Annotated in this window: 15 protein-coding genes; 12 read left to right on the forward strand and 3 right to left on the reverse strand. The window is 36.8% G+C overall.

Annotated features, from left to right (window positions below):
• A partial coding sequence (locus ACSQ6I_RS27215) for a hypothetical protein (protein WP_438893272.1) occupies nt 1-1,256 on the forward strand: 1,256 nt, incomplete at its 5' end.
• 96 nt (nt 1,257-1,352) lie between these two features.
• Here ACSQ6I_RS27215 and holA read toward each other — a convergent pair.
• Together holA and dnaX are read right to left on the reverse strand one after the other, a co-directional pair.
• Entirely contained in the window at nt 1,353-2,348 is a 996-nt protein-coding gene (gene holA, locus ACSQ6I_RS27220) for a DNA polymerase III subunit delta (protein WP_438893273.1), read from the reverse strand.
• Nucleotides 2,345-3,847, reverse strand: a complete 1,503-nt coding sequence (gene dnaX, locus ACSQ6I_RS27225; RefSeq protein ID WP_438893274.1) for a DNA polymerase III subunit gamma/tau — start codon at nt 3,845-3,847, stop codon at nt 2,345-2,347. The genes holA and dnaX overlap by 4 nt, the downstream gene beginning before the upstream one ends.
• A gap of 118 nt (nt 3,848-3,965) precedes the next feature.
• Here dnaX and ACSQ6I_RS27230 point away from each other — a divergent pair, with 118 nt between their 5' ends.
• Nucleotides 3,966-5,081, forward strand: coding sequence for an SUMF1/EgtB/PvdO family nonheme iron enzyme (locus ACSQ6I_RS27230; protein ID WP_438893275.1), 1,116 nt, complete (start codon nt 3,966-3,968; stop codon nt 5,079-5,081).
• 386 nt (nt 5,082-5,467) lie between these two features.
• Nucleotides 5,468-5,815: a HEAT repeat domain-containing protein gene (locus tag ACSQ6I_RS27235; RefSeq protein WP_438893276.1), complete on the forward strand. Its 348-nt coding sequence runs from the start codon at nt 5,468-5,470 to the stop codon at nt 5,813-5,815.
• Nucleotides 5,816-5,874: 59 nt separating this feature from the next.
• On the opposite strand, the gene ACSQ6I_RS27240 is transcribed toward ACSQ6I_RS27235, so the two are convergent.
• On the reverse strand, nt 5,875-6,867 hold the full coding sequence (locus ACSQ6I_RS27240) for a DUF4238 domain-containing protein (protein WP_438893277.1): 993 nt from the start codon (nt 6,865-6,867) through the stop codon (nt 5,875-5,877).
• A 285-nt stretch (nt 6,868-7,152) separates the two neighbouring features.
• On the opposite strand from ACSQ6I_RS27240, the gene ACSQ6I_RS27245 reads away from it, so the two are divergent.
• From ACSQ6I_RS27245 to ACSQ6I_RS27285, 9 genes are all read left to right on the forward strand, one after another.
• A complete protein-coding gene (locus ACSQ6I_RS27245) occupies nt 7,153-8,301 on the forward strand; it encodes a formylglycine-generating enzyme family protein (RefSeq protein ID WP_438893278.1) in 1,149 nt (382 codons plus the stop codon).
• A gap of 364 nt (nt 8,302-8,665) precedes the next feature.
• Nucleotides 8,666-10,255, forward strand: coding sequence for an AAA family ATPase (locus tag ACSQ6I_RS27250; RefSeq protein ID WP_438893279.1), 1,590 nt, complete (start codon nt 8,666-8,668; stop codon nt 10,253-10,255).
• A 167-nt stretch (nt 10,256-10,422) separates the two neighbouring features.
• Nucleotides 10,423-11,259, forward strand: coding sequence for an IS5 family transposase (locus tag ACSQ6I_RS27255; RefSeq protein WP_438893280.1), 837 nt, complete (start codon nt 10,423-10,425; stop codon nt 11,257-11,259).
• 24 nt (nt 11,260-11,283) lie between these two features.
• A complete protein-coding gene (locus ACSQ6I_RS27260; protein ID WP_438893281.1) occupies nt 11,284-11,676 on the forward strand; it encodes a helix-turn-helix domain-containing protein in 393 nt (130 codons plus the stop codon).
• A complete protein-coding gene (locus ACSQ6I_RS27265; RefSeq protein WP_438893282.1) occupies nt 11,634-12,230 on the forward strand; it encodes a transposase in 597 nt (198 codons plus the stop codon). The genes ACSQ6I_RS27260 and ACSQ6I_RS27265 overlap by 43 nt, the downstream gene beginning before the upstream one ends.
• A 200-nt stretch (nt 12,231-12,430) precedes the next feature.
• Complete coding sequence (locus ACSQ6I_RS27270) at nt 12,431-12,805, forward strand: DUF1257 domain-containing protein (protein ID WP_438893283.1); 375 nt, start codon at nt 12,431-12,433, stop codon at nt 12,803-12,805.
• Between the two features lie 115 nt (nt 12,806-12,920).
• On the forward strand, nt 12,921-13,190 hold the full coding sequence (locus ACSQ6I_RS27275; protein WP_438893284.1) for a DUF2997 domain-containing protein: 270 nt from the start codon (nt 12,921-12,923) through the stop codon (nt 13,188-13,190).
• 159 nt (nt 13,191-13,349) lie between these two features.
• Nucleotides 13,350-13,901: a nucleotide exchange factor GrpE gene (locus ACSQ6I_RS27280; protein WP_438893285.1), complete on the forward strand. Its 552-nt coding sequence runs from the start codon at nt 13,350-13,352 to the stop codon at nt 13,899-13,901.
• Between the two features lie 205 nt (nt 13,902-14,106).
• Nucleotides 14,107-15,693: an Hsp70 family protein gene (locus ACSQ6I_RS27285; RefSeq protein ID WP_438893286.1), complete on the forward strand. Its 1,587-nt coding sequence runs from the start codon at nt 14,107-14,109 to the stop codon at nt 15,691-15,693.
• Nucleotides 15,694-15,881 lie beyond the last annotated feature (188 nt).

Here is a 15,881-nt window from a genome sequence, read left to right on the forward strand (position 1 = left end):
CCCAAAGAAATTGGCTTGAACCTTGCCGAACAGTAGTAGACTTGCTTGGAGTCGGACTGAACATTGATAAAATGGGAATCCCATTTAATTTTCGCAATCAGGTTTGGAATATCATCAGACTTTTAACTCAACATCCAGATCCCACACAAAAAAAAGAAAGTAGCTACTATAACTCCAATAATAGTTATACTATCGCAATCAATAGTGTTCGAGGCGAAGCAATGGAAACAGTTGTGCGTTATGCCCTCTGGATTCGTCGCCACTTTGAACAAATACCTGAAAGTGCAGGGCAATTGCAGCGAGGTTTTGATGAAATGCCAGAAGTACGGGAAGTGCTAGATGAGCATCTCAACCTAGAGATAGAGCCATCTTTAGCAATTCGTTCAGTTTATGGTAAGTGGTTTCCTTGGCTGGGTTTACTAGATAGACAATGGGCAAATCAAAGTATAGGAAAAATATTTCCACGGGATGAAACTTTCAACAATCTGCGATGTGCAGCTTGGGAAACATACATTAGTTTTTCTGGTGCCTATGACGATATCTTTGATTTACTACATGAGGAATACTGCTATGCAGTTGAATACATTAATATCATTTCAATTGAACAAGAAAAACTGACACGTACTAATGAAGGTCTTGCCAATCATTTAATGACTTTCTACTGGCGAGGAAAACTAAATTTGGATGAAGGAGAATTACTAACACGATTTTTTGAGTTAGCTTCCAATGAATTACGTGGCTATGCTCTCGAATTTTTAGGACGAAGCCTTAAAAATACAGAAAATGATATAGAACCAGAAATTCTCAATAGTCTTCAGCTACTATGGAAAAAACGTTTGGAAACCGCGTGTAATTCCAGTGAACCTAATTCCTACGCTACCGAACTTGCTGCTTTTGGTTGGTGGTTTGGTTCAGCAAAGTTTGAGGACTCTTGGGCGATTTTACAGATCAAACAAATCCTTGAGCTAATTGGTAAAATAGATACTGATTTTCTTGTGTTAAAACGTCTGACTATACTTGCTGATACGATGCCTGAGTCAGTTGTTGAGTGCCTTGATTTGATGATTAAAAAAGACAATTCTAGTTGGGATAAATACGGTTGGCGTAATGAAACTAGGAGTATCCTGAGTAAAGTCATTAAAAGCAACAGTGGTCAAGCTAGACAAACTGCTGTAGATATTATTCAATATTTGGGTAAACGTGGAAATTTGGAATATCGAGAATTACTTAATCTCAGTCCTGATTTTGGAAGTTAAAAATACTAATAATATTAGTATGACTAAATTTTGGATTTTAGACAGAAATCAAATATTCAACCTAAAATCCAAAATTCTCCCTCAACTTCCCCCTAATTAAACTACCTGAAACAACCTACAAACACCAAGAATCACCACCAATAAATCCCCACCATCAGCACCCCTCTTAATAGACATCTCCAAATCCAAAATCATAGTCACCGCCTGAGCCAAAGCATTGATACTTGTATTCGCTACCTCCTGACGCAAATAATAAACCCGACGAGGATTACTGATATTACAAACTTGAGCTAATTCACCATCCTTCTTCACCCCAGAAACAATTGCAGACTTCACCCATAACCAAGTTCTAAACTGCGTTAAAATAGTGCTGACAATCACCATTAAAGGTTGAGAACGAGACAGTAAATCATCCAACAATTGCAAAACTTGATGGCTTTTTCCTTCACGCATAGCCGCAGCCAATTGTAGGCTATTCTGAGTTTGACATGGTACTAACTCCTGTACCTCCCCAAGCTCCAATGTTCTACCCTGAGCATAAATAGACAGTTTGCGTAACTCAGAAGCAGCACGAGTCATATCATTACCAATAGCTTGTGCTAAATATGTCACCGCCTCCTCTGACAACAGCAGTTTAATTTTCTTGGCTGTAACAGCATTATCTGTAGTGTTCGTGTAGAGTTTTGCAGCCAGCGAAGCGATCGCCTGTTCAATCAAATCATACCGCCAAGGTGGTATCAACGAAAACTCCAACAACTTCCCATATTTGACCAGATGTTTGTAGACCTTCAGCCGCTTATCTACATTATTAGCCACAAACACCAAAATAGTTGAATCAGGCACTTGCACCAACTGTTGCAAGGTTTCCAACTCCGTATCACCCCACTGCTTGAGGTGGCAATTTTCCACAATTACCAGTTTTTTACCATCAGTCAGGGAACGAGTACGAGCCACACTCAAAGCTTTATCAAGCTGATTATCTGAAAATCGGTGATAACATAAACTCAGCCATTGAGAGTCAATTTCTGCTTTGTACTGGTTTAGCTGTGACTGAATCGCGTATTCGTCATCACCAGTGAGCAAAACAATCATACTTTCACCCTCCCATTATGACTGTGATTGCTTGTCTTAATCAACACAGTTAGAGGTTTTGGACTTTGGGTAGCTCGTTGCAGCATTTTAGCGATCGCCTCTTTACCATTCTCAAACTTTTTCTGATAAGCTGGTGTCACCTCTAAAATTGCCTTAGACCCTTGCAATTTCACCAAATGACCATGAGCCAACAGCTTTTGATGATTGGGTTTAGCCTTATCCATCACCTGCTGCCAAATTTGCGCTAAATTAGCAGTATTAGCGGTATTAGTTGCAACTGTTGGTAACAAGCTATCCTCACCCCCATCCACAGATTTATCATTCACCTTATTAACGGTATACGTACCGAATGTTGGTAACAATCTGTTATCATGCCCTGGTTTAACATTGGTTTTCGTTGTCTCCACAGGCAATAAACCAGGCAGCAAATTGAGTAAACAAACCTCCAGCCACACGCCCGCATTTACCGTATACCGGAGGTAATTTTCAGCTTTTTGTAACTCTGCTAAAGACAAATTCAGAGTCTCAAAATTCCAGTGTTTGGCAAAAGTTTTGAGTTGGTTATAACTGACACAACCAGTCAGCAAAGCTTGTTCCTGCGGTGCAGACTTGATAATCAACAAATCTCGGTATGTTTGCAGTAAATTTGAGATAATCAATTTAGGCGTTTTCCCAGAGTCTACCAAAACTCTAGCGACTTGCAGCAAATTAAAAGTGTTGTTGGTAGAGATAGCCTGTAAAATAGCGATTAGCTCTGTTTCTGTGACACCACCAACGATTTCCATGACATGATGGGCAGTGATATCTACATCTAAAAGACTGGCTTGACCGAGTAATTGCAGCGCATCCCGTAAACCACCGTCACTCAGTCGAGCGATCGCTGTCAGTGCCTCTTCATTAATAGAAATAGATTCCGCATCTGCTATAATACGGAGATGCTGCACAATTGTTTGAATAGATAAAGTACGGAAATTAAACACCTGACAACGACTGACAATAGTAGGTAAAACCTTGTGCTGTTCTGTGGTGCAGAGAATGAAGACAACATGAGGTGGTGGTTCTTCAATACACTTGAGTAAAGCATTGAAGGCATTACCGGTTAGGCAGTGACATTCATCAAGAATAAAAATTCGATAACGTCCTGCTATTGGTGCTAAAGTACAGCGTTCAATTAAAGCACGGGCATCATCTACACCATTATTTGAAGCAGCATCAATTTCACTCACATCTAAACTATTGCTACTTTCAATTGAACGGCAAGATTGACAAATTCCACAAGGTTTATCAGTTGGTTTTTTGCTATTAAGGCAATTAAGAGATTTAGCAAATATGCGTGCAGTGGAAGTTTTACCTGTACCTCTAGAACCTGTTAATAAATAAGCTGGAGCAATTTGCAGGTGTTTGATAGCATTAGTTAGAGCAGTTTTAATGTAGGGTTGTCCAACCAATTCTGCTAAAGTTTGGGGACGATATTTTTGATGTAGAGCGACTGTAGACATAGAATTTATTCATCTTAATTCGTCGCCCTTGCCCCTGTTAAGGGGGTGAAATTTTATTTTAAGTTCGTGAACAATTTATGCTATTTTAGATACAGGATAAACCAACTATTAACTAATTATGAATAATCCACAACAACCGGGAAAATACGATGCTGTGCTTGGTGGTAATAGTCCATCCCTAGAAGGTGCTGCGGTTTTAGGAGGTATTGAAGGGGTAAAGTTGCGGTTGAAAAATCCAGATGCAAAGGTGAGAATTGCTGCACTGGAGCAAGCATTGAACTATGGAGAACAAGGATTAGATGTAATAATTGCCAGCTTAAATGATCAATCTTGGGATGTAAAAAATGCAGCTTATTTAATATTAAGTGACAGAACAGAACCAAAAGTAAAACAAGCCTTAATCTCTAATATCCAAGGGTTAAAACTACAAAAAATTGAAGTAGTAACAACTAACAAATATGGTCAAATTATTCAGCGTCAGCAACGCCTAGTTAGATACTTCATCGAAAACTTAGGAAATGGTGTCATCCTAGAAATGGCACAAATACCAGGGGGAACATTCCTCATGGGTTCACCAGAAAGCGAAGAGGGTAGACGGTCATGGGAAAGTCCCCAACATGAGGTAACTGTTCCCAGTTTCTTCATGGGGAAATATCAATTGACACAAAAACAATATCAAGCTGTCATGGGAAATAACCCTTCTGACTTTAAAGGTGAAAACCGCCCTGTTGAGAACGTTAGTTGGAATGATGCAGTTACTTTCTGTCAACGGTTAAGCCAAAAAACAGGAAAAAACTACACCTTACCCAGCGAAGCACAATGGGAGTATGCTTGTAGAGCCGGAACTACCACACCTTTTTATTTTGGTGAAAGTATTACCCTGGATCTGGTAAACTATCGTGGTCATTACCCTTATGCTTCTGCTCCTAGATGTGAGCATCGTCAACAAACCACAACCACAGATGTAGGCTCTTTTCCCCCTAACGCCTTTGGTTTGTATGATATGCACGGCAATGTTTGGGAATGGTGTTTGGATGATTGGGTAGATTACTATAATAACGCGCCTACAGATGGTAGTGCTGTGACAATCTCAAGTGATAGAAAGCTCTTGCGTGGCGGTTCTTGGTTCTACAGTGCTGGGGACTGCCGGTCTGCGAATCGCGATAGGGTTTCGCGTGATGATCGCGCCCATATCTGCGGTTTTCGGGTCGTGTTCTGTTCCAGGACTTTGTAGCCCTTGGCGCTTTTACCCTCTTACCCTTGGCACTTCTTACTCTTTTCCCTTTCCCCTCGCCGTCAGGCGCTCAATTTTTTTGTCTGATAGCGTAGCGTGGTGTAAGCCATATCAGGATAACCAGGATGATAGGATTTACAGGATTGTAATTTGATGGTTGATAGATGAGATTCATATATTTATTCTTCCATCTCACTTCATAAATATTCACTTTTCTCCATACTAATCATCAACACCTAACCAATAATCAAACAATCACATCCTGTACATCCTCAAATCTTGAACATTTTGATTCAGACAATATTAAATTTATCTAAACAACTAGCAAAATTACCCAAATATGCTATTTTAAATACAGCATACATCAAACCAACCATTAACCAATCATGAATAATCCACAACAACCGCGAGAATACGATGCTGTGCTTGGTGGTAATAGTCCATCACTAGAAGGTGCAGCCGTTTTAGGTGGTATTGAAGGGGTAAAATTACGGTTGAAAAATCCAGATTCAAAAGTGAGAATTGCTGCACTTGAGCAAGCATTGAATTATGGAGAACAGGGGTTAGATTTAGTAATTACAGGTTTAAATGATGAATCTTGGGATATTCAAAATGCGGTTTATTTAATCTTAAATTCTAGATCAGAAACAAAAATTAAGCAAATATTACAAAAGCCTCATCAAGAAGGTTTAAAACTAGAACAAATTGAAGTAGTAACAGTTAACAAAAGATGATAGGTAAATGTTACAATGAGCAATACATTTTTGCACAAAAATTGATTTCATCAAAATATTTAAGACAAATTTTCAAATAATCTAAAGTCATCATATTTAGAATATATAAAACGTTTACAGGAATAGAACTGAGCCTCATTATATTTTTCAATATCGTCTTTTGTTAGTTTAACCAGCTTACAATTTTTATTATTATCATTTTTAAAATAAGTCCTTTCTCTAAGTATAAATACTAATTTTGGATTTATTGGAAATATAATCTCTATTCCTTTAGACAAGTAGCTTGATCCATTCAGATGAGGTATAACTGCGAATGGGTGATCAGATGTATATAAAGGAATTGATGTTTGATTGATGCCCACTAACCATATATATTTTACTAGAACTTGAGACAAATCTGAAATATACTTTGCTGTTATGAATCCACCATGTATAAGAGGAATATTTTTATTATTATGGAATTCATCACATAGTTCAACTATTATATTATTGATATAGTCTTTATAAGAGTCTAGCCACTCTTCTTGGTTAATATTCAACCCAACACCTTGATGTGATAAATCTTGTAAATATTGTTCAAGCTTATTCTCAACTTGAATAGTCGCATCTTTAACAACTATATCTTTTCTTTTAATTAATTCTTGTCTGAACCTGGGAGTTCTTAAAATTTGCAAAGAAAAAATATTAGCCCAATAAATTTGTTTTCTTTTGCTAATTACCTTTTTATGATACCAGTATGATTCTTCTAGATTAGTTAAAATATGGTGAATCTTATGTTCAAATTTTGATATAAAAGGTGCTATTTCATTTTCTACGGTCTGTAAATATTGATCCACTACTTTTTTATCTTTTTCTTCTATTATGTCAGTCGGAAAATCGTAAAAGTAATTACCTGTACCTGTATCTGTTATGTCAGGAGGAAATATTTTCCGAGTTTGTTTGTCAAAGACCCAAATTTTATATTTTCCATTTATAGATAAATAGGCAAATTTCTCCAAGTAAAATCGCGGAACATAGTGTTCCTTAATTGTGTCTTTCTGTATCTTATCCATTGATTTTCGACTCTCCCAATAATCAAATAAGTCTATCTTTAATGTTTAGTTTTTACTTGTCTATAATGTTCTATAATTATTATTATATTAGGATGTTGTGACAATTAAAATAAACCGTAAATTTACGGTTTTATGTAATTCATTATGGCAATCTTTAGTTCAGTGATCACGCAATCAATACTTAGCATATAACGTACCGATATTAATTAAGAAAATAAACTCCTTCTAGAAAAATTACTCAAATATGCTATTTTAGATACAGCATAAACCAACTATTAACCAATCATGAATAATCCACAACAACCAGGAAAATACGATGCTGTGCTTGGTGGTAATAGTCCATCACTAGAAGGTGCAGCCGTTTTAGGTGGTATTGAAGGGGTAAAATTGCGGTTGCAAAATTCAGATTCAAAGGTGAGAATTGCTGCACTTGAGCAAGCATTGAATTATGGAGAACAGGGTTTAGATTTAGTGATTGCAGGTTTAAAAGATGAATCTTGGGAAGTTCAAAATACATCTTATTTCATATTAAGTGATAGAACAGAAACAAAAGTTAAACAAGCCTTAAATTCTAATCTTAAATGCTTAAAACTAGAAAAAATTGAGGTAGTAACAGTCAACAAATTTGGGGAAATTATTCAGCGACAGCCCCGTGTAGCTAGATATTTTATAGAAGATTTGGATAATGGTGTAAAGTTAGAAATGGCTGCAATTCCTGGTGGTACTTTTCTGATGGGTTCGCCAGAAAATAAAGAAGGTAGATGGGATGAAGAATGTCCTCAACATGAAGTTATTGTTTCTAGTTTCTTTATGGGAAAATATCCGGTAACACAGGCACAATATCAAGCTATGATGGGAACTAACCCTTCTTGTTTCAAAGGTAGTAATCGCCCTGTTGAAAAGGTTGCTCGGTATCATGCAGTGGCATTCTGTGAAAAGTTAAGCCAAAAAACTGGAAAAACCTACAGACTGCCAAGTGAAGCCGAATGGGAATATGCTTGTAGAGCAGGAACTACCACACCATTTCACTTTGGAGAGACGATAACAACGGATTTGGCAAATTATCGGGGTACAGATTATGAAACAGATAATGGAAAATATAAATGGTCAGGTTCTTATGGTCAAGGACCCAAAGGAATTTATAGAGAAGAAACAAGAGAAGTAGGGAGTTTTGGAGTAGCCAATAACTTTGGATTATACGATATGCACGGTAATGTACGGGAATGGTGTCAAGATACTTGGCATATTAATTATGAATTTGCGCCTACAGATGGAAGCGCATGGCTAGATGTTGAAAAAAAAAGTATCGTGCAGCGCGGTGGTTCGTGGCAACTCTATCCTGTTTATTGCCGTTCTGCTAGTCGCGGCCTCAGCTACTCCGCCTACAACGATCATGGTTTTCGCGTTGTTTGCAGTGGTGCGGCGAGGACTTAGTAGCACTATGCGATTTTGCCCTCTTGCTCTTTTCTTGTCTTACATATCTCGCGTAGTGAAAAATTTTTTTTGTCTGAATGAGGATAACCAGGATTAAAGGATTTACAGGATTGTAATTTGATGGTTAATAGATGAGATTCATATATTTATTCTTCCATCCCACTTCATAAATATTCACTTTTCTCTATATTAATTATTAACAACTAACTAATAATCAAACAATCACATCCTGTACATCCTCAAATCCTGGACATTATCTCGACTTCGCTCGATAACCACCTGATTCAGACATTTATTATTCTTTGCGTCTTTGCGCGAAATAAAAACCCAATAAACTAACAACTATCCCCCCTATTTATACATAATGAATAACCCCCATCAACAACTACTCCAACAAATAGACCTCATGCTTCGCGCCCGCTATCCCCTACTATATATAGTCGGAGTCGAAGAAGAACCAATAGAACAAGTCCTCCAACAACTCACCCAAATATCCCAGACACCACGACAACTATTATTATGGGATATCGTCACCGGTTGGGATGACAACGGAACTGATAAAGGTTCAGTCATGGGTGCATTATCAAGAATTACCAAAACCCCAGAAAATACAACCACAATATTTGTATTGCGAGACATACATTTTATCCTCAAAAACCCCGATACAGAAAAAAATGTTCCCGTTATTCGTGCTATCAAAAACCTCACCCGTCAACTCAAACGCACACGCCAAACCCTCATCCTCACCAGTCATACATTAACCATTCCTCCAGAACTACAAGAAGAAATTACAGTTATTGATTTTCCCTTACCCAACATCCAAGAAATAGATTATTTAATTCATCAATTAATAGTCCCCGAAAAACTTAACTTAAATGGACTAGGAAAAGAACAATTAATCAAAGCCTGTCAAGGATTAAGTCACGCCAGAATTAGAAGAGTTTTAGCCGCAGCTTTAGCAGCAAAAGGACAAGTCAATGAATCAGATATTGATAGAGTATTAGAAGAGAAAAAACAAGCAGTTCGCCAAACCGGAATCTTAGAATTTTACACCGCCAATGAATCATTAAAAAATGTCGGTGGATTAGAAAATCTCAAACAGTGGGTGCGAATGCGTCAAGATGCTTTTACCGAAGAAGCACGACGTTATGGAATACCCAACCCCAAAGGCGTTTTATTAGTAGGAATCCAAGGAACAGGAAAATCATTATCAGCCAAAACTATCGCCCATGAATGGCGTTTACCATTGTTACGTTTAGACGTGGGGAGATTATTTGGAGGCATAGTCGGAGAAAGTGAAAATCGCATTCGCCAAATGATACAATTAGCAGAAGCAATATCACCCTGTGTATTATGGATGGATGAAATAGATAAGGCATTTGGTAATATTAATAGTGGTGTAGATGGTGACTCTGGAACATCGCGCCGGGTATTTGGTACACTCATTACCTGGATGCAAGAAAAAACCAGTCCTGTGTTTATGGTAGCTACTGCTAATAATGTGCAAATATTACCAGCCGAGTTATTAAGAAAAGGGAGATTTGATGAAATATTCTTTTTAAATTTACCCACAGAAAAAGAACGCCATGATATTTTTAAAGTCCACTTGCAAAAAATCCGTCCTTCCCGACTGCGAGAATTTGATTTACAGAAACTCGCCAAAAATAGCGAAAACTTTAGCGGTGCAGAAATTCAACAAGTAATTATTGATGGAATGCACCGCGCTTTTGGTAGTTTAATAGATGGTAATAGGCGGGATTTTAACACAGAAGATATTTTAGCTGCGGTATCGGAAACAGTTCCTTTAGCGGCTATTGCTAAGGAACAAATTACCAGTTTAAAACGCTGGGCTGCGGAAGCTGGCGCAAGAACGGCTTCTATTGATACACTCTTAATTGAGGAGTTAAAGGTTTATTCTCAGCAGCAAGGTTTGGGTCCTTTGGAGGTGGATTAAATTCAATATTTTTTAACGAACCGCAGAGACGCAGAGGACGCAGAGAAAGATTTTAACTGTAGGGTGTGTCAGATATCAAAAATTTGTTTTTTTATGTTATTTATTAGACCTCTTGCAAAATTCTTTTATGCTAGGATAAAAAGTTTTGACCTAAATTTGCTCCGCCAATGGAATACGAACAAACAAAGCGACTGTCCAATCGAGAATTTAAACGTCTGGTTGGGGTACAACGACGCACATTTGATGAAATAGTCAATGTATTGCGAGATGCTGCAAGTCAAAGAAAAACACGAGGTTGTTCTAAAAAGCTGTGTTTGGAAGACCAGGCATTGGTTTGTTTAACGTACTGGCGTGAATATCGAACTTATTTCCATATTGCCAGCGATTGGCAAGTGTCAGAATCAACGATTTGTCGTACTGTTCATTGGGTAGAAAATGTTTTAGTCACTTCCGGGAGGTTTCGGCTGGGAGGAAAAAAGTCATTATTGACACCAACACAAAAACCAAAAACAGTAGCAATGGATGTGACTGAAAGTCCGATAGAACGTCCTAAATATGGTCAAAAACGTTTTTTTAGCGGTAAACAAAAACGACATACACTCAAGTCTCAATTTGTAATTGACCTGGAAACGTTACAAGTCATTTGTGTTGTTAATGGTTCCGGTCGTAGACATGATTTCAAGCTGTTTATTCACAGCAAAGTCCGTTTTCATCCCGATACTGAGAGTCTAGAAGATAGTGGCTACCAAGGAATTGCTAAATTTCATGCCAATAGCCATTTACCAAGAAAGAAACCAAGAAAAGGTAAATTGACCAAGGAAGATAAACAGTTTAATCGTGATTTAGCACGCCGCCGAGTTGCTGTTGAACACGTTAACCGCCGATTCAAAATCTTTCGGATTTTTAGCCAGCGATACCGCAATCGCAGAAAACGTTTTGAATTGCGTTGTCATTTAATTGCGGGCATTTATACAGCACTTCCCGCTGTTATGAGGTACAGTTAGTAATAATAAAAAGATGATTTTTTTATGAAAGCATATTCAATTGATCTTCGAGAAAAAATAGTTACAGCACATATTCAGCAGAAAATATCAATTCGTCAAGTAGCAACCATATTTTCTGTTAGTAAAAGTCTAGTCCAAAAACTGGTAAAGCAACAAGAAACTGATGGGAATTTACAACCTAAGAAGCGAGGGAAGCCGCAGTTTAGTCATCTCGCAAATACTGAAGTAGAGTTAAGAGAACTGATTGTCGAGAATTATGATGCAACTTTAATCGAATTATGCGAATTATTCGCCGATAAGACGGGAAATTGGGTGAGTCGGACGGCAATGGGACGCTGCTTACAAAAACTAGAATTAAATCGTAAAAAAAAACATTGCGGAGTAGTCAAGCAGCAACAGAAAGAGTTCAAAAATTAAGAACAGAATATTGGGAAAAGATAAAAGATATAGATCCAGATAACCTGGTATTCATAGATAAAACAGGGGTTTTACTTGGTTTGACAAGAACTCATGCGCGTTCAGAGAAGGGAACAAGAGTATACGAAATGAAACCATTTTATCGAGGTGCAAAAGTTACAGTAATTGGAGCAATTAGTATTAAAAAAGTGGTGGCATTAATGACTATGAATGACTCAATGGATAGCAAGGCATTTGATGTCTTTATTGAGAAGTTTTTGGTGCCTCAATTGTGGTCAGGTGCAGTAGTAGTTATGGATAACTTACCTGCATATAAACTATCATCAATTGAACCAATGATTGAAGCGGTGGGTGCAAAAGTTATTTGTCTATCACCATACTCTCCCGATTTTAATCCAATTGAGTTATGGTGGTCACAACTCAAATCTTTTTTACGCACTTTCTCTCCAACTACAACACAAATGGTTGATACAATTATCTCAGTTGCACTCGACTTAATGAATCCTAAACATTTAAAAAACTGGTTTACTAATTGCTGTTACTGTACCTCATAACAGCGGGAAGTGCTGTAACTATGACATTCAGCCATGCTAGTTAACTTTTTGACAATTTGTTTAACCCTCTAACTTACCACAAAACTTTTCTGCAAGAGGTCTATTCTCTCTGATGCACCCTACTAATTTACTATAAGTCTCTCTCCTATTAGGGGAGAGGTTTGGAGAGGGGTCAAAAATACATAAGGAGTTGATTTTTTATGTCTCATTTTACAACTATTAAGGTACAAATTAAAAATGGTGATGTTCTCCATCAAATATTGCAAGAGTTAGGTTATCAAGTTGAGTTAAATTCTCAGGTTCGTGGTTATAGGGGTAATACTACAAGTGCTGAATATGTGATTAAACAAGCTAATGGTTATGATTTAGGTTTTCGTCAACAGGGGGGAATTTATGAATTAGTTGCAGATTTTTGGGGTGCAAAAATTAATCAACAAGATTTTATTAATAAAATTAGTCAAAAATACGCCCATAAAACTTTGATGGAGACTATACAAACTGAGGGGTTTAATGTGGAGGAAGAGGAAGTTTTAGCAGATGGTACTGTGCGGGTTGTTGTTGGTAAATGGGTGTAAAAGATGTTTAAATAAATGGCGATTAGAAATCGCATCTACACAGACGAAACCCGCCTGTACGGGTTAGAAATCCTTATTTTTTTAGTCCACGCAGGTGGACTTTGGTTGTGTAGGTGTGAATTATATTCGCCGTTGTATTTTTAATCAATGTTATCAAAAAGAAGAAAATATCATGGCAGAATATCAAAAAATTGAATATCGCATTGGTAAAGATGGTAAAATTGTAGCACGGGTTTTAAATGCGACAGGTTCTAGTTGTGTGGAAACTACAAAAAGTTTAGAACAATCTTTAGGTGAAATAGAATCTCAGGAATTATTACCAGAATATTATCAAGATGATGAGATTATTACAACTTCCGAAAATCAAACCTTACAACAACAATAAACTATCATTACTCGTTCCTTGTCTCTGACAAGGAATGCACAAAGAGGCTCTGCCTTATTATAAAATAGAGGTATAACCTCTAAAATGGCATTCCCAGTCTGGAGACTGGGAAGGAGAAACGAGAATAATAAACTAACTACATCAACATCAATAAATAATATGCTAGAACAAATTAATAATATCGGTTTCGCTGTAATTCTCGCTATCATCATCTATATTATTCTGCGTTTCTTATTTCCCGAAACCCAGGAAAATACACCAACTAATCATCAACCTATCACCTCAACAGATACACAACAAAAAATTAAAGATTTAGAATTACAATGTCAACGACTGCGGGAAGAATTAAAACAACAATCTCAACAACTACAAACCGATTTTCAAACTGAAACCTTTACCCAATTACAAACATTATTAACCAACTATCCCACAGTTAAAAAAATGGCTTTAGCTAAACCTGACTTACCTGCTAAAAATCTGGTTTCCCTATTTACATCTTTAGATAATTTAATGGATAGTTGGGGTTATACTGTAATAGGTGAAATTTGGGAACAGGTAAATTATAATCCCCAATTACATCAACCTGATAGTGATGATATTCAAGAAGGTGATTTAGTTTATATTAGATTTATTGGTTATCAAAATGGTGAACAAGTTCTCTATCCTGCAAAAGTTAGTCGCACTTTACCGGGAGGATTCAATAATAATTAAATTATACAATCTTGTGGGGTGGGTATCCTCATCGCCCAAATATAATATTATATCAATCTTGTAGATTGGGTTAAGGGAAACGCAACCCAACACTCGCAATAATTTATTTCGTACAAAGACGCAATCTCCCGTAGGATATACCGCAGGGTAGACGCAAAAAAGTTAAAGAGATTTATTTATTATTCTGACTCCTGACTCCTAAACTATGACTACTATCGCTATTGATTTTGGTACAAGTAATACTGTAATTAGTATTTTAGAAGCTGATACCCAACAACCTAAAAGTTTACGATTTCCTAATTTATCCCGTGTCTTTGTGGGTGTAACTTCTCAAGGTGAAAGATTAGAATTTCCCGTTATTCCTAGTTTATTATTTATTAAATCACCAGATCATATTATATTAGGTGAAGGTGTAAGAAGTCAACGTTTAGGACTTTCTCAAAATTATCCCCCAGAAAGATTATTTAAAAAATTTAAACGTGATTTAGCTGAAGATTATCAACCACCACCACGTCAAATTGATGGAATTAGTTATAATTCTGTTACTGTTTCTGAATTGTTTATTCAAACTATTTGGCAGAAACTTCAACAGCAAAATATCCAACCCAGTCAGTTAATTTTTACTGTTCCCGTTGGTGCTTTTGAACGTTATTTAGACTGGTTTCGAGAGTTGGGTAATAAGTTAAATGTTCCCCAAGTTTCTATTATAGATGAATCTACCGCAGCAGCTTTAGGTTATGCTGTAAAATCTCCTAATAAATTAATTTTAGTGGTTGATTTCGGTGGGGGAACTCTCGATTTAAGTTTAGTGAGAACTGTTAATAATTCTCATGATAATTATAACTTACGCGCTGAGGTTTTAGCAAAATCAGAAGCTTATGTAGGTGGTGAAGATATTGATGTTTGGATAGTTGATGATTATTTGCGTTCTCAAAATCTCACACCTGAACAAGTTGGTAAAATTAGTTATCAAAACCTCCTAGAAATTGCTGAACGTTTAAAAATTCAACTTTCTAAAAATCAAACTGCTTCCGAAAGTTGGTTTGATGATGAATCTTTTATGTCTTATGAGTTAAAAATCCCCCGTGAAAAATTAGAAGAAATTTTAGAATATCGGCAATTTTTACAACAGTTACGCGATGCGTTAGATGAGGTTTTAACCTTTGCACTCAGAAAAGGTATTGCTAAAAATGATATTGAACAAGTTTTATTAGTAGGAGGAAGTTGTTTAATTCCCGCAGTTCAACAATTAATCATTTCTTATTTTGGTAAAAACAAGGTAAAATTAAATAAACCCTTTGATGCTGTATGTCATGGTGCGTTAGCAATTACCCAAATTACAGAAATAGATGATTTTTTGCGTCATAGTTACGCGATTCGTTTATGGGATAATTTCAGCAAAAGTTATATTTATCATCCTATATTTACCAAAGGTACAAAATATCCTTGTCAAAGTTCCCAATGGTTAACCTTACAAACTGCAAATAATGGACAAACAGAGATTCGTTTAGATATTGGTGAACTAGGTGATATAACACAAACAGAAATAGCTTTTGATGCTTCAGGTAGAATGACTTCTAGCACTCTCCAACATCAAGAAAGTTATCGTTCCTTAGATACCCAACATCAACAGGTATGTGTAGCAAAACTTAACCCTCCTGGATCAGCAGGATTTGATAGAATATCAGTATTATTTGAAGTTGATTCTCGTCGAATTTTGTTAGCAACAGTCAAAGACTTATTAACAGGAGAGATGTTAGTTAATAGAGGTGAAATTTATAAATTGAGGTAAGATAATATCTCTAAGCGTTCTCAGAAAACAGGAGTAGACTACGGGTTTTAGCGATACGTGGCTACACAAAGAAAATCTACCCTCACATTATTAGGACTTACGCAACTGGCACATTGGCAGGGTGCATCAGACAGCATAAATCCTGCAAATAAACAGATTTTTGATATCTGACGCACCCTAAAACAGAT

It is taken from the genome of Anabaena sp. WFMT, assembly GCF_051781005.1.
Taxonomy (GTDB): Bacteria; Cyanobacteriota; Cyanobacteriia; order Cyanobacteriales; family Nostocaceae; genus Anabaena.